This window comes from Chitinophaga sp. Cy-1792 (assembly GCF_011752935.1).
In the GTDB taxonomy this organism is placed as follows: domain Bacteria; phylum Bacteroidota; class Bacteroidia; order Chitinophagales; family Chitinophagaceae; genus Chitinophaga.
The window spans coordinates 100,530-126,117 of sequence record NZ_VWWO01000002.1; the positions used below are offsets into that span (position 1 = coordinate 100,530).

Consider the following 25,588-nt stretch of genomic DNA (forward strand, 5'->3'; position numbering starts at 1 on the left):
GATGCAACAGCCAGATGTGATAGTGACCAACACTCCTTTGTACAATGAGGAAATACTGGATGTGATCACCAGGTTTACTTCTTTTGACGGGCGGGTGTGGCAGGGTAAAATAAAGATTGAAACAGAGGCATCAGGAACGATTTCCCTGGATGGAAGGCATGAGTATAACGACTATGAAGAACAGTATGGATTTATACTTGTGGCTGCGCAATAAGATAAACAAATGTCCCTAACCTTGAAAATGAAACAGCAGATTGCAGATGTACTCGCAGATGATCAATGGTCCACAGATGAAGAACTGGCCGATATGATCACAAGTGACATGCAACTGCCTGTATCCTATGAAAACCTGCTGGTTATCATTCAGGAAGAACGCCCGTTTTTTCTACATGCAGGAGGCGGTCATATTATTGACTGGACCCGCTTTGAGCGTTGTGCCATGATATGACCGCCTGCTGACCGGCAGGTGGGCAGTAGTCATGCATGAAAAAGAATGGTATCCTTTTAAAACAATTCAATGAGTATCAAAAAAAGTATTTATGACACACTCGACAAAAGCCTGAGAAAAGATTTCGTTATAGGCGCATTTATGGGATGTATAGCAGCGATCATCGCACTGTTTTCCTGGGGAGTACACAATGAAATTCAAACGATCCGGTGTAATGAAAAGTTTGCGGCTTTTGCGGTAACCCTGCAGCAACAGACACAGCAAAAACTGGATGAAAAAGATCGTGAGATTGACAGTCTGCGCCTGAAAGCAGCCATGGAGCTGAAGAAAGTGACAGCTATCCGTAAAAAGATAGAAGAACAAATAAAACAAGACACCAATAAATGAAGCCAATAATTGTAGTAGTACTGGTGATGATCACCATGAGTGCTTCCCCTTCGGCCTCCATGCCGGAGGATATTACGCCGGAAGTCTTCCGGCCTATCGACAGCATGATTGTGACGAAGCGTAATCAGAATTTTCAACAACTGGATACTGCGATTAACCAGTTGCAACAGGCTGCTGTACAGTATGCAGAAATCACGATGCTCATCGATCAACATGCTAAATCCTAACCTATGAAATACGGGTTGTTATTGCTGCCGATAGCATTGGCAGCGTGTTCAAAAGTGACGAGGTCCGTGCAGCAGACGCAAAGTACTGCTTCCTGGGCAGCTGTTCATACCACTACAACTTCCACAAAACTGGATACACTGGTGGAAATAAAAGGTGACAGTATGAGTGCCATCCTGGATCTTGGTGGTGATTCCTGCAGCGATTCACTGGTAGAGCGAAAGGTAGAGGAGAATGGCCTCCATTTGCATGCTGTTTTTAATACCAGGACAAAGCAGCTGCAGGCAAAAATATATACAGATCCCCGCCAGGTGCCGGTGATTATTTCCCGGACCGTGACGCAAACAGATAGTACAGGTAGCCATCAGCAACAGCAGCAAACTATCGAACAAAAGCGTGTATCCGATGGCATTAGAAAGTGGTGGTGGGGCTTATTGATTGCATTGGCTTTGATTTGGATGATCTTCAATAAACTAAAAAAATTATGATTAGCGAAACAGCATTCGGGCAGGCCGCTGCTACCATTGGTTGTGAAGTGGCCGTCATTAAAGCAGTTGCCAAAATAGAATCAGCAGGCGCCGGATTTGATAGTTCGGGAAAATTGAAAGTCCTGTTTGAACCGCATATTTTCTGGCAGCAGCTGTTGATAAAGAAAATTAATCCGGAGCGATATGCGGCTACTTACAAGGACGTATTGTATGCACAGTATAAGCAGGACCATGGATCTTATAATGTACAATGGGATAAGTTAAATCGTGCCAGGCAGATAAATGAAGAGGCGGCTATGAAAAGTGCCAGTTACGGTATGTTTCAGATAATGGGATTCAACCATGAAGCGGCGGGATTTAATACAGTGGCGGATATGGTAGTCGCATTCAATACCGGAGAAGATGCGCAGCTACAGGGTTTTGTAAAGTTTATACAATCAAATAAACTGCATGTGGCATTACAGCAAAAAGATTTCACCACGTTTGCTAAAAAATACAATGGTCCTTCGTATGCGTTGAATGCATATGATACTAAAATGCAAACGTATTATTTACAAATTAAAAATAAGAGTTAATGCATCAGCTGACATTTACCGATGTAGAAAGAAAGATCTACGTGACGATGGCTACTACCCTGAAAGATCCTGTGAATAAGGATGAACAGTTCTATCTGTCTGCCATTAACGGGATTATTTCTTACCTTGATCAGCAGCTGTTTTACTGCTGGAGTAAGGGTGTTCCTTACACATTAAATGAGTTTATTTATTTTGCAGAAATTCATGGACTGCACCTGAAAATCTTTGCAGATATTAATGATGTGCCTGTGGTACAGTATCTGCGTTCAGCAACTACGATGATGTAAAAAAAAGTTGAAAATTTTTAATGAAAATGTTTGTTTTTCTTCTTCGTAATTTCTATCTTTGACTTATCAAAAGATTGTTAGTTAACCAAATAATTTAATCCCTTTAAATACTTTCCTGTAGCACGTTTCAAGAGATGCAACTTTCATTTTTTTTATTACAGAAGTGAATTTTTTCAGATGAAATATTATCCTTGTTATTTGTTTGTTTAACCATTAAAACTACAGGGTTTTGTTAGCACCGGGGATTAGTTTTCAATTGTATTTTTTATGGCGGAATCATTGAATATTTTTCCTGAAGCATTGGTGAAGGAAAGTATTGGTAAGGCATTGTCTCATATAAAAAGCAGTAGCACGGATTACCTGGCGGTGTTGCTGAATGGGATGGCGCTGGATGGATATAATTTTTATCAGCAGGCGAAGCAATTACTGGTAGAAGAGGCCGGGGGCCGGAAGTTGTTGATGGCTTATGGTTATGATGCACAACATACGGCTGGTCCTGTGATGATCATCTCTACAGAAAGTGAGGAACCTGCTACTACGAATGAATGGCTGGCATTGGGCCAGGGGTTTGTTACCGCGGACGATCTGGTATTGGGAGACGGTGAGTCGACTTATTTCACCAGGCGTAAAAAGGCGACGATGTCGCTGACGATACTATCCGATAATCCTGCAGAAGTGGCAATGTTGTATGCCGCTGTCACCGGAATGCTATTGTCAATACAATTACATCTGCATTTATCGGGGCTGGAGCAGCTAACGATAGGAGGAGGAAGCAGTGCGCGTTATGAGGCGTTATTACCCGCCATATCTAACAGGAGTATCCTGTTAAACTTTGAGTATAACTACAGCGCTCCTTCCATTCCTGCGGGGCTGCAATAAAGCAGGATTATTTCCACATAAAAGATCGCTTCACAACATCTTTAGTAAAGATTGCTATCATTATTGATTAGAATTTTTAATGGCAACAAAAGTAAACATTAACGGAAAGCTGACGTCGTTACCAGGCGTATATGCAATTACCAAGTCAGGCATTGTTAACCCTCCAAGTAATTTATCTTATGGCAACATTGTGATTATTGATGATGGTATCGGGGCTGGTTTTGGCGCTGGAACAGGTGTGCTGGGTACTGCACAGCAGGGCGCCGACAGTATCTACGAATTTTCTTCCCTGCAGGCCATGCGTGATTTCGTGAAAGGTGGTGAGCTGTGGAACCTGGCTTTACCGCTGTTCAAACCTGCCAGATCTTCTGCTGAGCCTATCAACGGTGTCAGTAAGGTGTTTCTGATCCATGCAAGGGAAACGGCACCTGCAAATATCAAACTGCAACTGGCTAATGGTAGCCTGGAAATCGTAACCCTGGATGAAGGCCTGAATGCCAACGGTACGCTGGCAGCTGGTAAACTGGTAAGTGGTTATGCCGCTAAACTCAGCGCAGGTGTTTCCGATAAGAACAAATTTGTAGTGTCTTTTTATCACGGTGCTTTCAAAGGTACTGATACCCTGAATAACTTACCATTCGATGGTATCGCTGCCGCAGACACCAGGGCCGCACAAATCGTTTCTTCTCCTGAAGTAGCCAGCATCACTGAACTGGTAACCTGGATGAATGCCAGCAACGCTTTTAAAACCGGCTTCCGCCTGAAAGATTCAGCGGTAACTACCACCGGTGCTATCGTTGCAGCCGACCTGGCAACCTACCCGGATTATGTACTGGCAACCGGCGCTACGGAAACGTATACTCCGGCAGCTTTTGACGCAGCACTGAGTGCCCTGAATACGAAAGACTTCTCCTTCTTCTTCAGCACCCGCTATGCAGACGAAGTGAAACATGCCAATAACCAGAAACTGCTCGACTTCATCACCAGTGGTGAATCCAAATACGAACGCTTTATGGTAGCTGCTGCACAGGCAGATAAAGCAGGATTCAATACAGGTGAAAACGCCAGCATTGCTGCTGCTCATTACTATAACAGTGACCGCGTTATCCTGGTGCATGGCGCTGCAAAGCTGACCACTTCTACCGGTTTTAAACTGGTAAGCCAGCTGTATAAAGCTGCTGCTGTACTGGGCCGTATCGCCGGTCTGGCGCCACAGACACCTGCTACCTTTAAACGTATAGCCATCAACGGTGAAGTACACAAACTGGAAAATGCAGAGCTGGAACTGGCTAACGATAGCGGTCTGCTCGTTACCCACTACGATTACGAACTGGATGACTATGTAATTCTTCAGGGCATCAATACCCTGCAGCAGAATGAGTACCTGGTGAATGAAGACGGTACCTCTCCAAGCATTGCCGTGAAACGTATCACTGCACAACTCAACAAAGAGATTGTGGTGAATGCTAAACGTAAGTTCTTCGGTAAAGATAACGTTGGTCCTAACCGTAACAGCGTTACCGAAGCTGACCTGAAAGCCTGGCTGGAAGGCTTCCTGCAAAGCAGAACAGCCAACGCACTCACAGATAACCTGATCATTCGTTTCGGTAATGTAAGTGCCTCCGTTTCCGGCGATAACTACTACGTGCAGTACGAGTTCGTACCAAACTTCGAAGTGAATAAAATCGTGATCACCGGTGTGATCCTGGAAGCATAGTTCTTCCCCTTTAAAGATTGAAGATCGCTATTTTTTTATATTTTTTTAAATGGCAGAAAAGGTTTTTACTGGAGCTATTGCTTTAATTAAGAGTGAAGGAGAAGTAATCGGTTTAATGCGTAACGTTACCGCTACCGAAAATATCCGTAGGGTACCTGTAAGAGGTATCGGTACCATTATGGCATCGGAGCAGGCAGTTACCGAATGGGAAGGTACCCTCACCTGTGAATTTATGGAAGTACGCTTCGATAAAACAGGAATCAAAAATGCAATCAAAAGAGCATTCCCAAGTATCGGTTCCCAGGTACTCAATGACGGATCTTCCTTCGAAGATCAGCTGATCCTCGATACAGATGGTGTTCAGTTGGACATCTTCAAAAAAGTTTCTGACGTAATTGATGCACAAGGTGTGATCAAACCTAAGTTACAGCCATACGCCAGCGTGAAAAACTGTCTGATCGAATCCGACAGCTTCAACATCAGCGAAGCCGCTATCGCAGGACATAACCAGTCATTCAAATACCTGACCCCGATTACTTATATCCAATAATAAGTATTCATTGACCCTAATAAGATCGTACACAATTTAACCGCTTTTTCATAATGAACGAAGGCACAAACGAAAAGAAAATGCCGCTCAGATCTGTATCTGTCCGTATCGGTAATAACGATTATACCATTAACTATCCTAACACCGGTCAATTAATTGATATTGACGTTTTAAAGGCACAGTTCTCCGGAGGCAATTATGAAAAGCTGAAGTACAGCTATGACGCAGGTTTTCTGCGTAGCGCAGTGACCATCGATGCTGTAGCCACACTTAATGTGTTGCTGCCACAGCTCAAAGAAGATCTGACGGTGAAGTCACTCTTTGCCCTGGACCGTGACAAAATGGAAATGGTGCTCAGCGAATATATCGCTAAAATAGTACCCTGGTTTGAAGAATGGGATCAGCTGCTTGCAAATCCCAATGACAAACAACCATAATGAAACGCCCGGCATTGGATAACTTGAAGTCATATGCTGTAAAATGGAATAATCGTTTCCCATTGGACAAATGGTTCAGGAAAAAATACCAGGTAGGATTTGGCACGGCCGCTCATCGTGAGCTGTGCCAGATCAATATCCTGGTCGAATACCTGGAAGAGCTGGCCTTTGAGGAATCACGGGAATTCTATTTGAACCAGAAAGAGAATGAAAAAGAATTGAAAGAAGGTATCTGGATAAAAGAACGCAAGGATCCTGAACAGGAAAATAAACTTTTCGTTGACCTGTCCAATATCGATTTAAACACTATTCAATATTAATCTTATGGCTGGAGAAAACAGTATTCAAGTTACGATTAGTAATGGTGGAACAGACCTGACAGCCTATCTCGTAAAGTTGCAGAAACAGGCAACAGACACCAACAGGAAGTTACAGGATGATGGAAAAGTGCAGAACAGAATCGCACAAGACCAGCTGAAACTGCTCAACGACCAGTTGAACACTCTCACTAAACTGAGCAATCTCGAAATCACTATGGCTCGCCGCCGGAATGATTTTTACCGGGATCAACGACAGGCAGAACTGGATTTGCAGCGCATACGTGCAAAAAATGTGTTCTCCGCAAATGTATCTAACCCTTTATCCCTCTCAGGTGTAGGTCGGGTAGACTGGAGTTATTCCACCAGCCGGCAAAACATGGGCCTGGATGCAGGACGCCAGGGTTCTGAGCAATTTGATGAACTGACACGTGCAGTAAACGATACTACAGATGCCATCAGAAATGCCTCACAATTGCAGATTAACCAGATGTCCTCCAGTTCAACTTCTATCGTAGCCGCTATTGAAGCGGTGAAAGAGGAAGTGAAAAATCTGGGCGGTAGCATTTCTGGCGCCGGTGGTAGTGGCGGCGGAGGAGGAGACGGTCCGGATCTGGATGGATACCGGTACGATAAAGCTGAATTGGCCCAGCACCTGATCAGTAACCCTGGCAGGTCTCCTCGAAATGCGGCAGCAAGGCTTTCATTTCTTGCTGCGAAAAACAATCCTGATACCTATACCGGTCTCGCATCAATGGCGGCGGAGCAGTATACTAACTATAGCAACGCTGAGAATAGTTTCCAGAAAATCAAATATAATTCGGAAAATATCTGGGGAGGCGTAGGTGCAGTGGCTGGTGCAGCAATAGGGTTCTTTGCGGGTAACCCGGTAATCGGTGGTATGGCAGGATACCAGATTGGTAAATCATTGGGAGGTGCCGTCGGAGAACAAGATCAGAAAAAAGCCATTGCGCAGCAAGAGTTTCAGGAGCAGATTAATTATCTGAACGGACTTACAGGTGGCGCCGGCAACATTGAAATACCTACCCTCAACCAGTATGGTATTAGCCGTAAAGAAGTAGCCCAGATAAAAGGCGAAATGGCCAAGAACAGCAGCATGGCCGACTCGAACAGGTATACCAGAGAAGCCGTAAGTCTCAACAAGGCCTACTCCCTTCCGATGGATAAACTGACAGAGGTAGTATCACTGCAAGGTACCAATAAGGACGGCTATAACTCCCTGACAGGCTTTGTGAGCAGGTTCGCAGATAAAAGTGTGAAATCAGGCATGCTTAAGTCCAATGATTACACCGGACTAGCAGATCTCATCGGCAAACATACTACGTTGCAAAAGGCATTTCTGGAAAACCAGCTGTATATGCCTACCGGAAGAACCGCTGATATTATGGGCCGGTTTCAGGCAGTGGGTGGTATGTTCAGCATGACAGATCCCCGTGGAATGAGCAATGCGATGGCGGTACAGGAAGGTTTGTCGCACCCAGGCTCGGAAGTAATGGACACGATGTCTTTTGCTGCCCTGCGAAGTATCGCACCTAATGCAGGCATGTTCGAGTTGATGAAGATGAAAGAGCAGGGCCTCGGTGGCGACCACGGTATCGAATACATGAATGCCATGCTGAAGATGTCCCATAAAATGGGGAATGATGATTATGGCAAGGCCTTTGTCGCAGAGGCTTTCCCTAACATGCCACTGGCGGCTGCAGAAGAATTGTACAACAACACTGATGCCTTTAAAGGAGCTACCAATAATGAGTACCTGGACAAATTTATCAATAGTAATAAGATTGACAATCTTGCCAGGGGTAATACCACCCAGATGAATCGGGAAACGGCAGAAAGCAGGGATGAAAAGCTGAAAGGTATCGCCGAAGAAAAGAAGGTGCTGGATCCAAATGCCACCGCTGCCCAGATTGCTGCTGCCATCACAACCGTATTTGAAGGAGCTACCATTAAGCTGGATAACGGTGAAATATCGTTCAATAAAACACCGGCAAAATCCAATGAGAAATCATTGACTGGTAAAGCATTCCAGAATTCTCTGCAATGGTATTCCAACCATGTGATGTTGTAGGATGACGACTAAATTTTAGATATGAACGACAGAATTTATATCATAACACACACAAATCCCGCATTAAAAACCCTGGGTGATTTTGTGAAAGCGCCAGAGTCGCCCGCTGCGGCCTATCGTAACGATATTGAAGCGTTTGGTAAAGTTTTAAATGACCAGGGAGTCAGCAACACATCGGCTATTATTGCCGCTCATCTGCTGGATGAGGACCGTAAAAAGGAACAGGAAAAGGTAGATAATAAGAGGTTTGAAGAGCTGATACTTCTGCCATATACCAAGGTAGCAGTGGAAGTCGCTAAAATAGACAGATGTGCTTTAATGACAGAAGGTATCGAAATTGTCAGCAATGATATCACCATGTTTAAAGCTGATAAACTGGCGGAACTGGAATCAGACGACGGTTACAAAAGGGCTGTAGACCTGGATACTGTGGATAATATGAATTGGCTTGGGCAAGCGATGCAACGGTATCCTGGCGCTACTGTCTGGATCTGGACGAAAGCTTTGTCTGATTTTGATTCAGAAACAAAGAATGGGAAAATATTTGACCTCACGCCTTATATCATCCGCCTATCCACCAGTGTAACCAGGTCTGGTGGTGGACGCTTTCAGCTATCGCTGGCGCCTATACGCTGTGAAATGGTGAATAATGCCTGGGTGCTGCGAACAGCGGACCGCAAAGACTTCGACCTGTCAGGTAATAACGGTCAGCAGCAGTTCTTTGCCAATTCAAATATGTTCAAAGTAAACGGAGCAGTGGGTAGTGATGGTTCCCGGGCTTTGACCAGAAGTACTTTCCTCTTCAATAACATTATCACCCCTAACGATGTTGTTTTCATCCGCCTGGAAACCCTGGAAATGGAGAAGGACCAACGTGAAAAGGATCAAATGGCTGACATCATCAGTAAAAAAAATCTTCCCGGCCGTATCTATGATATGATCGGCCTGGTGGATAAAACGAATATCAGCATAAATGGAGGCAACAACGATGTGAGTATTGATGTAACAGGACGCGACCTTTCTAAGTTGATCTATGATGACGGCACCTACTTCTTCCCCAACGAATTTGCAAACGGGAAACAGGCAATGCCTGGAACAGCCGCCAACGATGATCCGTTGATGGCCAGGGTAAATAGCAAACAAGCATTGCCATTACTTGGAACTTACCATTTCAGGACGCCGGAAAACATTATCCAGTTCATTATTCAGCAACTCTCAACGATTAAGATCGTTCCTGATGACCTGTTTAGTGCATATAAAGAAAAAGGTGAAAGGTTGAATACAAGGTTTAACCCGGTGCCTGCAAATGTTGACTTCAATGAACAGCTGAGAGGGAAGCTGAATGTGCATAAAAAGATAGTAATCGATCGTTTTAAAAGTATCCGCAGGCAACAGGGACTGGCATATGATGATCCTGGTGTCGAAACTAAAAAGTTAGAGGAAGCATTTTCGGAAGTAGTACGCTATTTCAAGCATATCCGGGAAAAGAAGGTACGTAAAGTAACTGGTAATAAAACCACGGGATGGAAAAAAAACATCTACGTGAAGAAAGGTGGTGGAAATGAGGAAGTGCCGGAAGACAGGTTACCTTCCTATCTGGTTACGGATGTATATGCTTTCATTAACCACGAGGATCCCACCATGAAATCGTTCTACGCCGATGTCTGGATGCCAGAGGTAGATGCCTATATAGATTTGGAAAGCAGTCAGCCGGCATATAAGCCCGAGGTGATAGAAACAGCAGCCAGAGGAATCTGGCAAATCGTAAAGCTCGTTACAGATGATGGCATCCGCAACCGTATTTTGATTGACAGCTCACTGTCAACCGCATCCGGAAGTTTGATCAATTTCTTTAGAAAGGTATGCCAGCATCCTTTTTTAGAGTTTCAAATGGATACCTATGGTGACATGTTTTACATCATGCTGCGGAAGCCGCCATTTGACCGTAAGTCTATTTTAAGCGCGCTGAAAGGCAGCAGCAGAACGGAGAAAACAAAAGGCGGAGCAGATGGTGAATCGACTACTACCACGTTCAGGAAACCGGTGGTCGTAACTATTGAAACAACACAGGTGCTGGCAGAGTCACTCGAATTCTCAGATGCTGAAGCAGTGTCCTGGTACCAGTTGATTCCGAGGTCCAGCCCGTTCGGACGTTCTAATGCCATGGCTATGTCTATGATCCCTGCGCTGTATTTTAAAGAATATGCAGAGTACTTCGGTTCCCGCGCTATGCAACTTACACATAATTACCTGCCTGCTACCTTCTTCAATGGAGGTTCCGAAACGGATATGAATGTGATAGAGTCGCAAGCTGTATTCGATCTCAAACATATGATCGAATCCACTGCCTACCTACCTTTTACGAGGCAGGGGACTATCACGATCCTGCGCGACAGGAGAATAAAAGCGGGCAACTTTATTAGATTTGAGCCTACTGGCGAAATATTTTTCGTTGAAGGTGTACAACATAACCTGGTAGTAACTGATACCGGTGTAGATGCCACTACGTCCATACAGGTAAGTCGAGGAATGGTGGAGCAGTTGATTTACGGATTACCCGCAGAGGATATCCCCGGCGCAGCAGATTCCGGAAATACATATGTTTCTTATTTCAACATCATTGAAACCATCTCTGAAAAAAAATATGCTGAATTAAGAGGAAATAAAGCAACGGAGCCTGTTGCAGACACAAACAAGCCTGCTCCAGCCGCTACTGCGAAAACTACAGCGGAAAATGATGTAAAAAAAGAAACTACATCCACATCAGGTCGTACAGGACGAAGAGGAGAATTGGATAGTCGTAACGAAATCAGCCCTGGTGTGCTGGAGCGGTATCCGGAAAAACAATGGCCGATCATCCGTGATTTCATTCGTGAAATAAATAACACTACAGATTACTGGGTGATCATCATTCCAGATGCAGGTCCGAGAACATATGAGGATCAGGTCAGGTTACACAATAAGAACAAGAAGAACGCCCGCCCGGGTACCAGCAGGCATGAGAAAAGTGCCGCACTGGATATCTCTCTCCGTCATAAAATAACGAGGGCAGTGATCTCTAAGAGCTCGTCGCTGAGTGCATGGCGTGCATCGAAGGTAGTACAGGCAGGTGACAGGGTTGGAATGCAATGGACTGATGGCAGAGGATATGGGAACTTCGCAAGCAGTAGTGGTACGCCATACTATGACCCGGTGCATTTTCAGATCAAGGATACTGTACTGGCAGCATTGGCTAAAGGTGAAACACCTAAACGCTCCGATCCGCCTAAAGAGGTGCTCAACACAGAACAATCCGCACCGGTAGAAAAGAATGTTTCCAATATTGAAGATGTGTTTAAATACTTCAAAGTAAATAAACCGGTATTTAACTATTTCCTGAACCGGCTCCAGATGAATCCGCTGTACCAGACGCTAAATAGTGCTGATATGCGGGTGGTAGGCGACGATGACGCTACTCCATTTGAAGTAACTGCCAAACGGATCAAAAAACAATAAATATTTTCTTATGTCATACACACTTGGCAGAACACCATTGTCTGACCTCAAATACGCGATAGGGATTGCCTATGTTGCTATTCCCACTGATATTGACAGAGAGCTATACATACAGGATTGTTTCAGAAATCACACCATCAGTGTTTGGGGAGATGACGGGAGTTTTATGAACCGGTTACCGGTTTCCCCGGAGGTAATGAATCACCTGGAATTTCCGGCAACGGTTGATAAGCTGGGCTCTCCGGTGGTTTATGTTACAGAGGAAAGTCAGAGTCAGCCACTCGTTATAGCCAGATTCCTGGCTTCGGAGCAAATGGGTGACAACACAGAGTGGGACATGAAGTGGTCTCGCACTTTGGAAGATGCGTATGTTGATATACACGGTTCACCAAAGAATAGAAACCTGGTGTTATCTGTTAACGGTGGGGAAGCTGAAGGTACTATGATGCTGCTCGTAAATGGTAAGCAGAATGGTCAGTTATCCACTATGGTAAAGGGAAGCATGGTTTGCAGCACGTCTGAGGAAGTTTCGTTTCGTCAACAGGGGGCTTTTAGAAGTACAACTGTTGATAGAACCGCTGAATCAGGAGATGACAGTAAAGCTGCAGTATTTGAGCAATACCCGGGCCAGAATATTTTTAAGGGTGAAAAGTTTATCATCAATAGTGGGGAAGAACCATTGGTACTCGGAAATAAATTAAAGAGCTTTTTGTCTGATCTTATTGATGAACTGAGTAAAACTACTGTCGCTACTGCTATTGGTCAGCAACCATTATTGAATGCAACGCAGATTGCAGCTTTCAAAAATAAGACCGATGATTTTCTGAGTAATGTTGGATTTATAAATAAATAATTAATCTATGCCGTTAATCCCAAAGAAATTTTCAGAAAGCCTCAAGGCGCAAATTCAAAGTGCCAATAACCAGAAACAGGAAGATGCCTCAGCTGCTATCACCGCTCATTGTGAATACCTGGAATCAGCTGTATACAATGCCATGCGAAGCATTACCATCACCATTCCACCTGGAGCCATTATCGTACAAACAGCGATGGGGCCGGCCGCCAATGTGACACCGATTGTTTTAGAATCAACTGTAAAATAGATGAGTATACAAACCGCAGTGCAAACCAGAGATGCACTGCTAGAACAAAGCGGCAGGGAAGGCATAAATGTAATGTACCCCACAGAGTTTGAACAATACATTTGTGCACTTGAACTGGTGGATGGAGATGGGAGTACGCTGAAGTATTTCATATTCCCCGTAATGCCTTCCAGTCTGGAAGAATCGCAGCCCAAACCAACTATTTTCAAACGGTCATTGGGTGGCATTGTAGCTATGTCCAGTACTACTTTTTCGCCAGTGGACATTTCCCTGTCAGGAACGTTTGGACGAAAGTTTAGAATCCTTCTGGGATCCAACTTCACAGACTTTGTCAGTTCTTTCAGAAAACCCAAAGGTGCTAACCTGTTGGAAAAGGTGAAAGATGCTGCCAGACAGGTTTTTGACGATCGTGTTAAAACGGGGTATGGCTGCCTGAAAGTAATGGAGGAGCTGATACAGGATGCAGACAGGGTGGATGAAAAAGGCCCCAGGTTTCTTATCTTCTATAACCTCGCCTTTGGCAACAGCTATTATGTAAAACCCATGTCATTCAAAATATCGATGACAGAGGAAAATAACATGTTACATAATTACACCCTTGCCCTGAAGGCGATTGCACCACTGGCAGCAGGCGGCTATTCCGCAAAAAGATATATGGAACTGGAAGCAGCACATCAGGTACAGGAAAAGATGGACTCGACTGTTAATCAACTGGCAGGCATATTAAACATTAAAAATGATCAACTTAAATACCTTAATGAACTTTGAGCGTATTACCGGGAAGTCTATCCGCGACTATTTTCAACGGGCGCTCAGCTTCTTTCAGTATGATTATCCGCTCCTGGCAGCTTACTACGCTGGTAACCTAAACAGTGTAAAAAGTGATCCGTTCGCCAGCCTTACAGCATTGGAATCGGAAACCCAGATCTATCTGACAGTATTCCAGACATATGGCAAACAATTCACGAACAGCCAATGGTGGTACCTGCTGGAACAAGTCGAGAACATTGACAACCGGCTCAAAACGGTTAGGAATATTAATCGATGGGCCCGTTCTACCCGAGGGATCGCAGCATACGATGCACAAATGAACTTTGATTATGTGATGCCTGCCGGACAAACACTGGAGCGGATTTCAAAAGATCTTCTTAAAGATACCTTGTCAGAAGATGATTGGGCAGATATTGCTATCCGCAATAACATTCGTGAGGAAGATTACACGCCTGATGGTGGTGTGAGCCTGAAACTGACAGTACCACGCAGCGGAGGAGCGATAAATGTGGCTGCAGTAGTAGATTCTATGGAGGGAAAACGTATTCTCGGAAAAGATCTGCACAGAGCCCTTCAATTTGCTGATAATGACTTGCTCGCACTTTCTGAAGATGATACCGTATTTCAGAGTGTGGAGATCCTGGCAGCGCTGAAGGTCAACGATAACCCACATGCTCCGAATGATGGTTTGCAAACAGCTGTAATTATTGGCGGCAACAGGGCATCGCTCAATTTTCCTGTGATCTCCCGGCAGATGACTGCCACCTTTGCATCTGATGATACACTGCAAGGATTTACCATTAAAGAAATTAAAGTGGTAAATGACACCTTGCAGATCAATTACCAGGTGAGTACAAGATTGAATGAAACGATCGACGCTAGTATTACAATATAATCATGGCTCTGGATATTAAACCTTCCACCTCCGTTGAAAGGAGATTACTTTTCCTTGAAACACTGATTAATACCACGGATAAAGTAACCAAAGTAGCAGATAACTCTGTGCTTTCCGGTATCGCTACCGGTATATCCAAAATTGTGGGAAAAAGCGAAAAGGACATTGTGCTGGCACTAAGCCAGCTCTTTCCTGATACAGCATTTGGAACACAACTGGACGAAGTGGCTTTGAACTTTGGCGTAGCCCCTCGTATGGGAAGTCTTGGTGCTACCACTTACGTAAGAGTGATGGCAAACCCCGGAACTCAATATAGTGCTACTATGCACTTTCCGACATCTACAGCGGGTATCCGTTTTGAATTTGAAGAAGATTTTACGGTGGGGGATGCCGGCTTTGCCTATGCAAAGGTCAGAAGCATTGAAAAAGGTGCTGCCACCAACGTGGAAGCATTGTCGATTGCCCGCTTAGCTCCAGCCCCCAGCGGACACCTCAATATTATCAATGAAAGTCGTGCAGAATATGGTCGGGATACAGAGTCGGACGACTTCTTCCGTATCCGTATAAAAAATGGGGCAAACATCCTCGCACGTGGTACGCTGGCAATGATGGAACAACTTTTTATCGCCATCAACCGGAAGGTACTGCGTGTGTTTCATTACGGCAACAGTAATTCCGGAAAAGTGGTACTGGGCATCGTAACACAAGACGGATCAATTCTTACCAACACGGAAATGGATGACCTTTTGAAGAAAAGTGCTATGTATTTCTCTCTGACAGAATATAAACCCTTCGGAACAGAATATTACGGTATTGAGTTGCAGAATGCGACTTATGCTCCAGTAGATATTTGCTTCCGCGTGGAGCTGGATAATTCTGTTAACCCGGATGATATTCGCAGGAATATTCAGGTAGTTATTTCCAAGTACCTCGATTTCCGTTACTTCGATCCATCTGTTATGCGTGTGGAATGGGATAACCTGCTACAAATTGTGAAAAATACAGCAGGCGTTAAATACGTGCCGGATCAGTATTTCTATCCGCGGACAGATCTGTCTATTGACCAGTTTGCTCTGCCACGCCTTCGGGGATTCCTGATGCTGGACCTCGAAGGAAGGATCATTACCAACTTCAGCGGCACACTTTCCCCACTTTACTATCCAAACGTGATTGATCACGCTTACATGTCCACCATTTTAGATTTATAATTATGGCTATTCAAGCAGCAATATTCAGGGAGGAAGGCAACAGCATAATACTCACCTGTTCGCCGGCAGTGGCTGTCCTGGGAATATCCTCTTTTGCGGACGCTACTACCGGTGAAGATGGAAATAATTACTTTGAAAAATTTTTCCGCTATTCAACTAACGGCGTAGATTATACGGAGTGGCAGGCGCTGACAATAGATAATCTCACCGTCTTACAGTTTTCCGGTGAGGACGTGGTTTACTTCGAAATGAAGTATGATCGTAAACTAAGCGACCTGAATGCAAATATTCAGGTCACCGGCGCTTTATTGGAGGTTGCCGGAACTGCGCCTCTTCCGCAGACTCCCGTATTTGATAACTCTATTTTCTCCAGGTACTTTGGCGCCTATGATCCTGAAGTGATCAGCTGGTACGTAAATGTTCTACAGAAACTATATGCCAAAGGGATTATTCCCAATTACATGGACCGGGAGAATGAAGTGAACGGTAATGAAGACTTCATCGCATTCTGGGAATCTGTCGCGCATTTTGTTTCCTACATGGTGATATATGCCCGTAAGTTTCAACATTTCTATGAAACAGATTTTCTGTTGTCAGACTTTATCTCTCAACGTGGACTGGCTGTTTCTGATGGGAATACACTTCCTGAAATGACGGATCTGATGGAACATTTCTACCATCAGATCGCCTATCGCGGCACCAAACATATCTACGATAAAAAGGAGCTGGGCGCAGCTATCGACGGGGAACTACTTCGTCTGATCAACTATCGTCAGGAAGATGAATTGTTGTTTAACCTCTATAAACCGGAACATTTCGGATGGAACCTGGGAAACGCCTCTCCATTATACAAAGGACTTTACCTGAACGATAACATCAATAAAAATTATGAAACTCATTTTGATGTTAAAGATCTTAGTAAATATCCTGTTTATGGAGATGTGACCGCGGCTGTGGAGGAGGAAAAGTCAGTGATGAAAATCACAGACGGTGGTTTGAAAAGTACAGATCCTGCTTTCAGGATTAAAGTAGATCCCCGCCTGGATTATGAATTCTCCTTCCTGGTAAAGCTGGATGCCGGCAGCCGGATTTCCGTAGGTATTCATTCTTATGACAAGGATGGTAATGTACTCAATGCCCGCTCGTATAAAGATGGTACAGATAATAATTACTTCTTTGAGTCGGTGAAGCTGGTACGAAATGATAAGTACCTGCAGGTGAGATTGTTCCTGTATAACCGGAATAGGACAACCTTTGCACATGATACAACAGAAATCAAACAGGGTAATGATCTCATCTTCCATTACGATACTACCTATGTTATCCCGGTAATAGAAATATCTGGTACAGGAAGCTTGTGGGGCATGAGAATGCTACCGATGCAAACGAATTATTCCAGAGGACTGGTTCAGGTAAATAACTTCATCAGTATCTGGATGCGTAACCGGAATCACTCGTTTGCAATTAACCAGGTGACCAGCTATATCAGGCATTACCTGATCCCTTATAATTCCTGGATGGCATTAACAGATGTAGGTGATGCCGGTTACAATGAAATCGAAGAAGTGCCTGAAACCTTTTACTGGGAGCCGGAAGCACCTTATTGTGAAACCACTGCCTGGAGGCCGATAAATCCTGGTTGTGAACAGAGGGATACCTACTGGATCGGAGAAGTGGCAACCGGTTATTGTACAAATTTTGGTGATGATACCCCTAATCCCATAACGCTTTAATTATGTCAAATACAGGAAATAAACAGTATGCCCTACTGGTACAATACAGTGCATCCACAGGGCTTCCTACAGGTGTGGTGAAACCAAATGTTCCGGGAGATCCGGATTATGTGGCACCTGTGGTGGATGCAGCCGGATGCCCTTTTATCCCAATAACCGATACGCATTTTACCATTAATAACTGGACTAAAGCGCCAAGAGACGGGTATGTTGACTATCTCGTAAACACAGGTGTTAATGAAGGAAGAGTGGAAATTGGTGAAACTACATCGTTCACTGAATCGGGAGGAGATCATAAAATTAGTTTTGAGAGCACGAGAATTGGTGATTATAATGAAAATGGAACTCTCACGGAGCCTGTAGCATTTGATGCCTTCTGTTTTATGGATGGTGTGCTCGTTGGAGCTCGCGCTTCTGGCGGCCGTGAATCTGATTTTTCATTTACCGGGTTATCGGGTGAAGTAGTGATTAATGTGACTACTAACTTCAGAGGTTATTATGGTTCCGCCTATGTAGGTGCATTTCAAACAGGCCCGGATTTCGGTAATGCGTATTTTGAAATATCCTTTCAATTTCAGGAAGGTGGCCCTGTAGTCCTGGATAAGAATTCGCAGTTTACTGCAGTTGATTTCAGAAATTACGAACTACCGGTGGTGCTCAGGGGACAGAATAATAACCCCTATCCATTATTAATGACGTATACGCTTAATGATGGCGAATGGATACCTGTTGATCCAGATGATCTGGACAATACTGAATGGATTCTCATTCCGGAAGTAGTCACCGAAACCATTGCGCCGGGCGAGTCTTATGAACGAGCCTACAGTAATATGCGCGATGATATAGATTTTTTTGTGACCTTAACCAAAGCATAATATGCAATATAAATTGTTGCTGACACAAGCTGATAACGCTTATTTCAGATGGCAGTTGAAAGTATTTCTGTCATCTGTTCAGCACCTGGAAATCCCTAAAGAAAATATCATTTTCCTGACCCAGATAGATGGAAAGCCTTCAGATGAATTCAGAAAGTTTGAACGGTTTGCTACCTGTCACTACTTCGAGGATACTAAACACCGCTTTTATAAGCCTTCCTGTAAACCCCATTTATACGGACGGTTTTGGGAGATGTGTAAAGAGAATGAAGACCAATACTTCTTTTTTGCAGAGCAGGATATGTTACTTTTTGGGCTGCCAGAAATAGAACTGTTACCAGATACCTGGTATTGGAGTGATGCAGGACAATATATTGAAAGCGGACAGTTTGAACACGTAATAGGGCTGCAACCTAAGCCATATCGCCCGGGAGGTTTTCATGCAATTGGTAAAGGAGTGGATGCTGACTTCTGGTATAAAGTAGAAGAAGATAGCGTAAAACTCTATGAATACATGTGTCGAAATATCAATACCAAATATGACAGATGGATTTGTGAAATGCGCACCTGGATATGGAATATCTGGGACCGGGGATTTAAAACGGAAATCCATAAAGAACTGGATTTTGAATATGGAAAGGGATTTCGCAGGGATGTGAAACTATACCACCATTTAGATTCCAGGGTGCTCGATAAAACGAAATTCATGGATAAGGAGCCATTTGACGAGGTGAATCGCCTTCAGGTAGCGGGAATACAGTCGGTGTCGCGCTACATTTATGCTATTAAAGATTGCAGAGATAATTTCTTAAAAAAGTTTAATCATGCTTGATAATACAGGAACACTCGTATATCAGTGGCTGGTGCAGGTGGATCGTAATACCGGGCATCCTACGGGACTTCGCAAACCCAATGATCCTGCTGATCCTGATTATGTGGCGCCAGAGGAAAATTTATCGGCTTGTCCACTACCATATGTTTGGGAGCCCATTGATCCCTATTGTGAAGCAACTTCTTATTACTGTGCCCCAGGGTATGTAATAAGCCCGGATAGTTCCCACTGTATGAAAGAAGGAAGTACTGTGGCTACGGTACCAGTTACCCCGGCAAAAACAGTAGCTGTAAAAAGCACGTTGTTCACGAATTATTATGCCTATGTATTTAGTCTGGGATCTTATAGCAATACTTCTAGTGGCTGGCCTAGTTATATTGGCTACAGTGATACTTTCTGGACTAATATAAGTGGTAGTGATTCAACCGGGCCTATGAACCGTTGTGGGTTATGGGTGGATACTAATAACGACGGTACGCCGGATGCTGTATTAAATAAGTGGATCGGTTTTGTAGCAACGCTGGATGTACCTGAAGATGAAACTGTTTTTATTGGCATCGGAGCTACTACTAATGCACGTATCTTAATGACTAATTCAGCAGGTACCAGCGTAAACGTTGTTACCAATACCAGTTCATGGACTTTATACCAGGAATGGAACGTATATGAAGTACAGCTTAAAAAAGGTCTGAATATTATTCAGCTGGAAGGTCTTACCACGATGTCCTCTCCACTTTGCTTTGGAGCAGAAATCTATCGTAATACTATGAGTGACTTCTACAATCTGCAAGGTGTGCAGTTTAACGTTATTTGGTCAACAGCCAGCCTTCGTGGTCAGAACATCCATACCGGACCTAACGGTTACAGCTGCCCAACAGGCTATGCACTTGACTTTAATAACGGTAGCCCGATATGCCGGCAGGTATTGGTGGATCCAATCAAACAACATAACTCTGGGAAATTAGCCTATAGGAATAGAAAGAGGTTGTTGCGTGGAGAAGAAGATGGTACGGTAGAAGTGAATGTTCAGGGAGAGGGGGTAGGAACTTATTTTCCACCTATTCAGGATACTACTACCTGTCCGATTAATTAACCCCAATAAAATAAGCACATGGAAAATACCGGGATGACTAAATATAGTCGGTTGGAGGAATATATTCTTGGTACAGGTCAGCCAACTGGCAGAAAAAAAATAAACTCAGCCACTGATCCTGACTACGTACCTCCTGTCTACGATCCGGGAAGCTGTCCGGTAACGCCGGCAGAACCAATAAATGGCAATAAGCTAAAAATTAATATCGTATATAACGGCAGCCAGTTCGTTAGCTTTCAGCACCTGGAAATAGCACCCTGGGACAAGAGTGCCAGTAACCCCGCCCTCTTTAGCGATAAATACCTGGTACTTCCTGGCCAGGGCACTGCAGCGATCGTGCAATCGCAAAGGCATGTGGCAGAATGGTGGAAGATCAGCATGGTAAGTAGTAATTTCTCAAAAAAGTTATCACTTAACCTCATTATCAGGTATACAACTGCACAAGGTGCGCAGGACCTGGTAACCACAACTATTGACATCAATTCAGGTAAGGTCTGGGAGAACTTAAACCTGGTACGCACCACTGAAGGCGGCTTGAATTTGTTGGAGTTTATACTTACCGATTCGACTGTGCCATCCGTTGAAAATGTACCACCTGTTGCAAATGCAGGTCCGGACGTAACCGTATTCGTGGAAGATCAGCCAGCTATCCAGCTGCAAGGTACAGGCACGGATATAGATGGAAGCATCGTTTCCTGGCATTGGGATAAATTGGTAGGCCCGATTGCATACCAACTCAGCGATCCGAATGTGCCACAGCCTATGCTGACCGGACTGGTAGCCGGGGTGTACAAATTCAGATTAACGGTAACGGATAATCGTGGTGCCATCGGACAGGATGAGGTTAGTATAACGGTAAATACCAAAGCAGCCGGAGCTACCGGTACCGTACTCGCATACGTGGATTCCCGCGCATCACAGGCATTCATTACAAAAATTGAATTGCGCACTAATGGCGATGGAGAAACAATTTCTTTGTTGGATGCAACATTGGGTAGTACAGATAGTCCTGTCCTGAAAACGCCACCAAAAGGAACCTACGATGTGTATGTTACAATCGCAGGAACAGCAGGTTCCGTAAAAGCCGATTTCCAGGGCAAAACGGCGTGTCAGCCATACCAGGGAGAAGGAATGTATATTTTCCACAGTGTAATGATAGGAGATGGCGCGGATGGTGTTGCTGTTACATTGTCCAGTGGCAATTGTGGTGATGAACCGGTTACACTGATTTACGCTAAACTCACCATCACCAATAGCGCCGTAACTGAACAGGCAGTATTGCCGTATGGAAAGAAAATACTACGCAGCGCCAACGTAAACGTACGTTTTTATCAGGATGCAGCCCTTACTCAGCCGGCAACGGCCAATGTGCTGCTCAACTATCGTATTACGACTACAGAAGCTGTCAGTGCAATTACACGTGTGCTGGATACCTATACACAGGTAGCAAATACAGATAATCTGCTGCTGACACGAGACAGGGGAGAAGCCATTTATGACCTCAGTCTGCCAGTGGATCAGCAATTGCAAAGTGATACGAATATTGCCTATGAACTCTTACCAGGCGTAGGTTATAAAGTGATAAGTTAAACAGATCGTTAAATTATTATAAGCTTGTAAATGTCAAGATTTAAATTTTGCCCTGACTTATTTTTAGAAGCCATTGAACTGAACCGGTTTGCTGATTTCATGGATCGGCAGGGATTTCGAAAAAACATCCTGGAAAATTCAATGTCTTTCGGCCTGATCAAAAATGAACGCCTGGATCCGGATTTCCTGAATGCAAAAGTAGAAAGGGACCTGGACACAACGGTAGGTCAGAAAACAATTAAGATCAGGGAAGCGAAAGGTATTGATGCTGATGGTAATTTTATCTACCTGCCGGAAACAAACGGTATTCCCGTACCTGCTGATGGTAACTGGTACTGGATCAAACTTCGTTATCTGCCAGTACATGAAGAGCAGGGTGAAGTAAGCCTGGCCATCAATGGTGATCTGGTGGGTGTCGGTACCAGCTTTACTACCACCTTGCGTGGTTTGCCTAACTTCCCGTCAAGGATTGCTTTTCCCGGGTCGAAATACAACAAACAGGAATACGATGTACTGGAGGTAATAGATGACCAGCATGCAAGGGTAGCGCATCCTGCAACTACTACCAGCGGTATCGCTGAGTTTGTAGTGGAGGAGCATCAGAAATACCGCGTAGTGGGTACTTTCACACCAGGTGCAGCTATCCCTAATGTAAACAAGTATCCGTTCGAGTATGATGGCGCCACCTATTCTCTCACAAAAGAGCTGGATAATAACAAGATTCCGGGATTATATAACCAGGGTCGTGAATTCTATATCGCCCGCGTAAAAGCAGAAAGTGGCAACGTTATTATCCAGGATAAACGCCTGGAATACTGGATGACCCAGGCCGATTTCAACGCAGCGGTGATAGACGCTAACGAAAACCCATTAATAGGTGTGGAATCTGTTAAATGGCAGCATCCTTCAACTCCTGCCAATAAAAATCAGATACAGGTAGCCTGGGGAATGCGTTCGCAGAACTGGTCTGTAGATTCATCTTTCAATATCCTTACCCTATTAGGTGGTGCGTTGGGTGGTATTTACAAGTCTACGGAAGACTTTACCAACGGCGATTTCGACGGATGGAGGTTGTATTTTCCAAACGGCAATTACCGCCGGGTAATATCTTCTGTAAAACAAGGACTTGCCATCAACCTGCAATTGGATGTGCTGGATATTAATGATGTATCATCAGATGGTGGTGAAACCTTTTTTACCGGCGAATATATGCTCGTAGTGCCAGACTGTGATCATGTCCTGATAAAATGTGCGCCTGATGCTGCTGACAATATCGGCAACGTGGAAGTAGAGTACAGTTTTCCGGTGAATGCCCTGTTTGGTATTTGTGAGGTAGATGCGTATAAAGATCCGGTAAGTAATTACCAGATTTCCTATCGTTATCAGACCGGGAAAGGATTTACTCCATATGCCATGCTTCCTTCCGATATGAATCATGGGTTCCTGACAGAAGATTCTTTTTCTAATGGCGGCCTGCTCAAACCTACGGATAGCAGGGTGTTCCAGACATATACATCCAGTGAAACCAAAGGCTTTATTCCGGTAAGAGCCGCTGCTTATTCCTATAGTCATTTTGTGGGTAAGATGGATAAGGGAGATATTAATGGTGTCAACGTTATCAGTGCTTTTACCAATACCCAGATGTTTAAATTGCAGGTAGGAAAGGAAAAGATCTATCAGTATGTCACCGGCAATATTACCATGAATGATGACCTGTACATCAGCCTGAGCGAAGACGGTGCAGTGGAAGGTAATAGGTTTACCATTCACTTTGATTGTACTGCCCTTGGATTGAGTGGTAAAAATATTTACATCGTCAGCAACTATGGAGACGGAAATCCGGATATGCTGAAAAAGCTTACAACAGCAGATGTATGGCATATGCTCAACCATGATGGTGGTATCATTTTTAACTGTGTATACAATGGAAGTAAATGGGTGATATCTGCCAACTACGAATTACAGCACCCCTATCTGATTGCCACTACAGATGGTGTCATCACTGACCTGTTTGATACAAACGGATGGGGTAAAGTAAAAGGTTACTTTGGTTATCACCTGTGTGATGGCCGTGAGGGTACGCCTGACCTGAGAGACCGTTTTATCGTGGGTGCTGGTAAAAACTATCAGCTGGGTAAAACCGGTGGTGCCGCTACTGTTACGCTCAGCATTGCCCAGATGCCTAAGCACAAACATGGTCTGAATGCTTCTGGTGCCGGCAACGTAAGTGGTGTTGGTTCCATGGCGCAAAACAGTCGCGCGGTCACCCCTCCGGCTGATGGCGATGAGAAAGGTGGTGTAAGCACCGCAATGGCATATATGGGTAATAGTGAACCACACGAAAACATGCCGCCATATTACGCGTTGTATTACTTTAAGAAAATGTTCTAAGAAATTTCCGGAGTCATTTAATCAAACCAGGTTAAATGACTCTTTTTTTCCTCAAAAAAAATACAAATCTCTTTTTATTCTGATCCTCATTTTGTAGATTTGTAAGGTAGATGATAGATGCCGAAACCCGCTGTGGTAAATAGTTTGTTTGTCCCGTACCTCAGAATTATCCAATCCGTTATCTGCATATATTCAGTGAATGGCCGATGATTGTTGTTAACACCTCCCTCACTGTGATGAATTCGATTGCTTAAATCAAATCCTATATCCTAATTATGGAAACATTAGCGCTTAAGTGTGAGAAGACCCGTGAATTGTCTATCTATGATTTCTTTGTAGTACTCCAGGTAGAATGGCTGCAGGCCGATATCCGCCAGCAGATATACCAGAGCGAAAAAGACAAGAAGTATTGGGCCCGTGTAAAGGAAGGCAAGGAAAATACCATCCTCAAAATTGCAGAAAGGAACAACCTGCCTAACCTCTTCAATGATCCATATGTCAAAAATGATATTTACAATCGCGTATTTCAGAAATCTTCCTATCCGCTTTTTACCTATAAAAATGCGGAAATGAAAGCTGAACTGGAATACCTGGATCTCCTTTTCTATTACTATAAGGGTACAGCCGTACAATGTGACCTCGAAGATGGTGCTGCCCATGAAGGTACAGTAGCTGCCTATCAGCCGTTTGATACCTATGTGACGGTGAATATGGAAGGAGTACTCACCCGCGTCCCTGTTGCCAAAACCCGTCGCGCCCGGCTTTAGATCGATTTTGCCCTCATTTTATTGTTTGTGATCACATTATTCAGTTGTTTAATCCTCGTTTGTTGCCTGCTCCTGTTATTATTAACAGTAATAGTGTATAAACAGAAATATTTTATAAAGAGATTACAATCTATCCACCTTATCACCGCTGCAGAACTGCGCCAGCCGTTCCAGGCAGACTTAATGCGGGAAACGCATACCCTCATGGCCAGCATCCGCATCGATGAACAACCAGGCAGTAACAAAGCAGCCCTCCTGCAGTATCGCCGGCAGCTGTCCGTTATGCTGGCAGAAAAAATGCTGTCGCAGGACCTGCTGCGTTTTCTGCTACTCACAGAAAAAGATGTGGACGGCTCCGAACTTCCCCTGTGGGAGGCCGTGCTGGTGGCAGAAGTGGAATTATTACAGCCATAAAGGGTGGTGTGTTGTTGCC

General features: G+C 44.2%; 27 protein-coding genes. All 27 read left to right on the forward strand.

The window, feature by feature from the left end; all coding sequences use genetic code 11:
• Position 1 precedes the first annotated feature (1 nt).
• The 27 genes from F3J22_RS14700 to F3J22_RS14830 all read left to right on the forward strand — a co-directional run bounded on the left by F3J22_RS14700 (position 2) and on the right by F3J22_RS14830 (position 25,569).
• Positions 2-214, forward strand: a complete 213-nt coding sequence (locus F3J22_RS14700) for a hypothetical protein (RefSeq protein ID WP_167018651.1) — start codon at positions 2-4, stop codon at positions 212-214.
• 27 nt (positions 215-241) lie between these two features.
• A complete protein-coding gene (locus tag F3J22_RS14705; RefSeq protein WP_167018653.1) occupies positions 242-448 on the forward strand; it encodes a hypothetical protein in 207 nt (68 codons plus the stop codon).
• A 69-nt stretch (positions 449-517) separates the two neighbouring features.
• Positions 518-835, forward strand: a complete 318-nt coding sequence (locus F3J22_RS14710; protein ID WP_167018655.1) for a hypothetical protein — start codon at positions 518-520, stop codon at positions 833-835.
• Positions 832-1,062, forward strand: coding sequence for a hypothetical protein (locus F3J22_RS14715; protein WP_167018657.1), 231 nt, complete (start codon positions 832-834; stop codon positions 1,060-1,062). Before F3J22_RS14710 ends, F3J22_RS14715 begins: the two co-directional genes overlap by 4 nt.
• Before the next feature lie 3 nt (positions 1,063-1,065).
• Positions 1,066-1,548: a hypothetical protein gene (locus F3J22_RS14720; protein ID WP_167018659.1), complete on the forward strand. Its 483-nt coding sequence runs from the start codon at positions 1,066-1,068 to the stop codon at positions 1,546-1,548.
• A complete protein-coding gene (locus F3J22_RS14725) occupies positions 1,545-2,123 on the forward strand; it encodes an N-acetylmuramidase family protein (protein WP_167018661.1) in 579 nt (192 codons plus the stop codon). Before F3J22_RS14720 ends, F3J22_RS14725 begins: the two co-directional genes overlap by 4 nt.
• Positions 2,123-2,410, forward strand: coding sequence for a hypothetical protein (locus F3J22_RS14730; RefSeq protein ID WP_167018663.1), 288 nt, complete (start codon positions 2,123-2,125; stop codon positions 2,408-2,410). Before F3J22_RS14725 ends, F3J22_RS14730 begins: the two co-directional genes overlap by 1 nt.
• Before the next feature lie 267 nt (positions 2,411-2,677).
• The gene (locus tag F3J22_RS14735; protein ID WP_167018665.1) at positions 2,678-3,289 is read left to right on the forward strand and encodes a hypothetical protein; all 612 of its coding nucleotides are present in this window, start codon (positions 2,678-2,680) and stop codon (positions 3,287-3,289) included.
• A gap of 79 nt (positions 3,290-3,368) precedes the next feature.
• A complete protein-coding gene (locus F3J22_RS14740) occupies positions 3,369-5,006 on the forward strand; it encodes a hypothetical protein (RefSeq protein WP_167018667.1) in 1,638 nt (545 codons plus the stop codon).
• A 49-nt stretch (positions 5,007-5,055) separates the two neighbouring features.
• Positions 5,056-5,556: a hypothetical protein gene (locus tag F3J22_RS14745; RefSeq protein WP_167018669.1), complete on the forward strand. Its 501-nt coding sequence runs from the start codon at positions 5,056-5,058 to the stop codon at positions 5,554-5,556.
• 53 nt (positions 5,557-5,609) lie between these two features.
• Complete coding sequence (locus tag F3J22_RS14750) at positions 5,610-5,993, forward strand: hypothetical protein (RefSeq protein ID WP_167018671.1); 384 nt, start codon at positions 5,610-5,612, stop codon at positions 5,991-5,993.
• A complete protein-coding gene (locus F3J22_RS14755; protein WP_167018673.1) occupies positions 5,993-6,313 on the forward strand; it encodes a hypothetical protein in 321 nt (106 codons plus the stop codon). Before F3J22_RS14750 ends, F3J22_RS14755 begins: the two co-directional genes overlap by 1 nt.
• Positions 6,314-6,317: 4 nt before the next feature.
• The gene (locus F3J22_RS14760; protein WP_167018675.1) at positions 6,318-8,402 is read left to right on the forward strand and encodes a hypothetical protein; all 2,085 of its coding nucleotides are present in this window, start codon (positions 6,318-6,320) and stop codon (positions 8,400-8,402) included.
• Positions 8,403-8,423: 21 nt separating this feature from the next.
• Positions 8,424-11,897 (forward strand): hypothetical protein, encoded by a 3,474-nt coding sequence (locus tag F3J22_RS14765; RefSeq protein ID WP_167018677.1) that lies wholly within the window; start codon positions 8,424-8,426, stop codon positions 11,895-11,897.
• Positions 11,898-11,907: 10 nt separating this feature from the next.
• Positions 11,908-12,750 carry a hypothetical protein gene (locus F3J22_RS14770; protein ID WP_167018679.1) on the forward strand — a complete coding sequence of 281 codons (843 nt, stop codon included), beginning with the start codon at positions 11,908-11,910 and terminating at the stop codon, positions 12,748-12,750.
• 7 nt (positions 12,751-12,757) lie between these two features.
• Positions 12,758-13,000, forward strand: a complete 243-nt coding sequence (locus tag F3J22_RS14775; protein ID WP_167018681.1) for a hypothetical protein — start codon at positions 12,758-12,760, stop codon at positions 12,998-13,000.
• On the forward strand, positions 13,001-13,768 hold the full coding sequence (locus F3J22_RS14780) for a hypothetical protein (protein WP_167018683.1): 768 nt from the start codon (positions 13,001-13,003) through the stop codon (positions 13,766-13,768). It abuts the gene before it with no gap.
• On the forward strand, positions 13,737-14,666 hold the full coding sequence (locus tag F3J22_RS14785; protein ID WP_167018685.1) for a hypothetical protein: 930 nt from the start codon (positions 13,737-13,739) through the stop codon (positions 14,664-14,666). Before F3J22_RS14780 ends, F3J22_RS14785 begins: the two co-directional genes overlap by 32 nt.
• A gap of 2 nt (positions 14,667-14,668) precedes the next feature.
• Complete coding sequence (locus F3J22_RS14790; protein ID WP_167018687.1) at positions 14,669-15,874, forward strand: baseplate J/gp47 family protein; 1,206 nt, start codon at positions 14,669-14,671, stop codon at positions 15,872-15,874.
• A gap of 2 nt (positions 15,875-15,876) precedes the next feature.
• Positions 15,877-17,607, forward strand: coding sequence for a hypothetical protein (locus F3J22_RS14795; protein WP_167018689.1), 1,731 nt, complete (start codon positions 15,877-15,879; stop codon positions 17,605-17,607).
• 2 nt (positions 17,608-17,609) lie between these two features.
• Positions 17,610-18,482 (forward strand): hypothetical protein, encoded by an 873-nt coding sequence (locus tag F3J22_RS14800; RefSeq protein WP_167018691.1) that lies wholly within the window; start codon positions 17,610-17,612, stop codon positions 18,480-18,482.
• A gap of 1 nt (position 18,483) precedes the next feature.
• A complete protein-coding gene (locus F3J22_RS14805) occupies positions 18,484-19,314 on the forward strand; it encodes a hypothetical protein (protein ID WP_167018693.1) in 831 nt (276 codons plus the stop codon).
• A complete protein-coding gene (locus F3J22_RS14810; protein ID WP_167018694.1) occupies positions 19,307-20,407 on the forward strand; it encodes a hypothetical protein in 1,101 nt (366 codons plus the stop codon). The genes F3J22_RS14805 and F3J22_RS14810 overlap by 8 nt, the downstream gene beginning before the upstream one ends.
• Positions 20,408-20,425: 18 nt before the next feature.
• Positions 20,426-21,997: a PKD domain-containing protein gene (locus F3J22_RS14815; protein WP_167018696.1), complete on the forward strand. Its 1,572-nt coding sequence runs from the start codon at positions 20,426-20,428 to the stop codon at positions 21,995-21,997.
• A 141-nt stretch (positions 21,998-22,138) separates the two neighbouring features.
• Complete coding sequence (locus tag F3J22_RS14820; RefSeq protein WP_167018487.1) at positions 22,139-24,388, forward strand: hypothetical protein; 2,250 nt, start codon at positions 22,139-22,141, stop codon at positions 24,386-24,388.
• Positions 24,389-24,663: 275 nt separating this feature from the next.
• On the forward strand, positions 24,664-25,155 hold the full coding sequence (locus F3J22_RS14825; RefSeq protein ID WP_167018698.1) for a hypothetical protein: 492 nt from the start codon (positions 24,664-24,666) through the stop codon (positions 25,153-25,155).
• A gap of 93 nt (positions 25,156-25,248) precedes the next feature.
• Positions 25,249-25,569: a hypothetical protein gene (locus F3J22_RS14830; protein WP_167018700.1), complete on the forward strand. Its 321-nt coding sequence runs from the start codon at positions 25,249-25,251 to the stop codon at positions 25,567-25,569.
• Positions 25,570-25,588: the final 19 nt, after the last annotated feature.

Bases quoted from the DNA above. Each gene is read 5' to 3' on its own strand.
- F3J22_RS14710 (WP_167018655.1), top strand. From the start codon at position 518: ATGAGTATCAAAAAAAGTATTTATGACACACTCGACAAAAGCCTGAGA.
- F3J22_RS14715 (WP_167018657.1), top strand. From the start codon at position 832: ATGAAGCCAATAATTGTAGTAGTACTGGTGATGATCACCATGAGTGCT.
- F3J22_RS14800 (WP_167018691.1), top strand. From the start codon at position 17,610: ATGTCAAATACAGGAAATAAACAGTATGCCCTACTGGTACAATACAGT.
- F3J22_RS14705 (WP_167018653.1), top strand. From the start codon at position 242: ATGAAACAGCAGATTGCAGATGTACTCGCAGATGATCAATGGTCCACA.
- F3J22_RS14775 (WP_167018681.1), top strand. From the start codon at position 12,758: ATGCCGTTAATCCCAAAGAAATTTTCAGAAAGCCTCAAGGCGCAAATT.
- F3J22_RS14790 (WP_167018687.1), top strand. From the start codon at position 14,669: ATGGCTCTGGATATTAAACCTTCCACCTCCGTTGAAAGGAGATTACTT.
- F3J22_RS14740 (WP_167018667.1), top strand. From the start codon at position 3,369: ATGGCAACAAAAGTAAACATTAACGGAAAGCTGACGTCGTTACCAGGC.
- F3J22_RS14805 (WP_167018693.1), top strand. From the start codon at position 18,484: ATGCAATATAAATTGTTGCTGACACAAGCTGATAACGCTTATTTCAGA.
- F3J22_RS14815 (WP_167018696.1), top strand. From the start codon at position 20,426: ATGGAAAATACCGGGATGACTAAATATAGTCGGTTGGAGGAATATATT.
- F3J22_RS14760 (WP_167018675.1), top strand. From the start codon at position 6,318: ATGGCTGGAGAAAACAGTATTCAAGTTACGATTAGTAATGGTGGAACA.
- F3J22_RS14810 (WP_167018694.1), top strand. From the start codon at position 19,307: ATGCTTGATAATACAGGAACACTCGTATATCAGTGGCTGGTGCAGGTG.
- F3J22_RS14720 (WP_167018659.1), top strand. From the start codon at position 1,066: ATGAAATACGGGTTGTTATTGCTGCCGATAGCATTGGCAGCGTGTTCA.
- F3J22_RS14780 (WP_167018683.1), top strand. From the start codon at position 13,001: ATGAGTATACAAACCGCAGTGCAAACCAGAGATGCACTGCTAGAACAA.
- F3J22_RS14795 (WP_167018689.1), top strand. From the start codon at position 15,877: ATGGCTATTCAAGCAGCAATATTCAGGGAGGAAGGCAACAGCATAATA.
- F3J22_RS14825 (WP_167018698.1), top strand. From the start codon at position 24,664: ATGGAAACATTAGCGCTTAAGTGTGAGAAGACCCGTGAATTGTCTATC.
- F3J22_RS14755 (WP_167018673.1), top strand. From the start codon at position 5,993: ATGAAACGCCCGGCATTGGATAACTTGAAGTCATATGCTGTAAAATGG.
- F3J22_RS14750 (WP_167018671.1), top strand. From the start codon at position 5,610: ATGAACGAAGGCACAAACGAAAAGAAAATGCCGCTCAGATCTGTATCT.
- F3J22_RS14785 (WP_167018685.1), top strand. From the start codon at position 13,737: ATGATCAACTTAAATACCTTAATGAACTTTGAGCGTATTACCGGGAAG.
- F3J22_RS14765 (WP_167018677.1), top strand. From the start codon at position 8,424: ATGAACGACAGAATTTATATCATAACACACACAAATCCCGCATTAAAA.
- F3J22_RS14700 (WP_167018651.1), top strand. From the start codon at position 2: ATGCAACAGCCAGATGTGATAGTGACCAACACTCCTTTGTACAATGAG.
- F3J22_RS14745 (WP_167018669.1), top strand. From the start codon at position 5,056: ATGGCAGAAAAGGTTTTTACTGGAGCTATTGCTTTAATTAAGAGTGAA.
- F3J22_RS14730 (WP_167018663.1), top strand. From the start codon at position 2,123: ATGCATCAGCTGACATTTACCGATGTAGAAAGAAAGATCTACGTGACG.
- F3J22_RS14820 (WP_167018487.1), top strand. From the start codon at position 22,139: ATGTCTTTCGGCCTGATCAAAAATGAACGCCTGGATCCGGATTTCCTG.
- F3J22_RS14725 (WP_167018661.1), top strand. From the start codon at position 1,545: ATGATTAGCGAAACAGCATTCGGGCAGGCCGCTGCTACCATTGGTTGT.
- F3J22_RS14770 (WP_167018679.1), top strand. From the start codon at position 11,908: ATGTCATACACACTTGGCAGAACACCATTGTCTGACCTCAAATACGCG.
- F3J22_RS14735 (WP_167018665.1), top strand. From the start codon at position 2,678: ATGGCGGAATCATTGAATATTTTTCCTGAAGCATTGGTGAAGGAAAGT.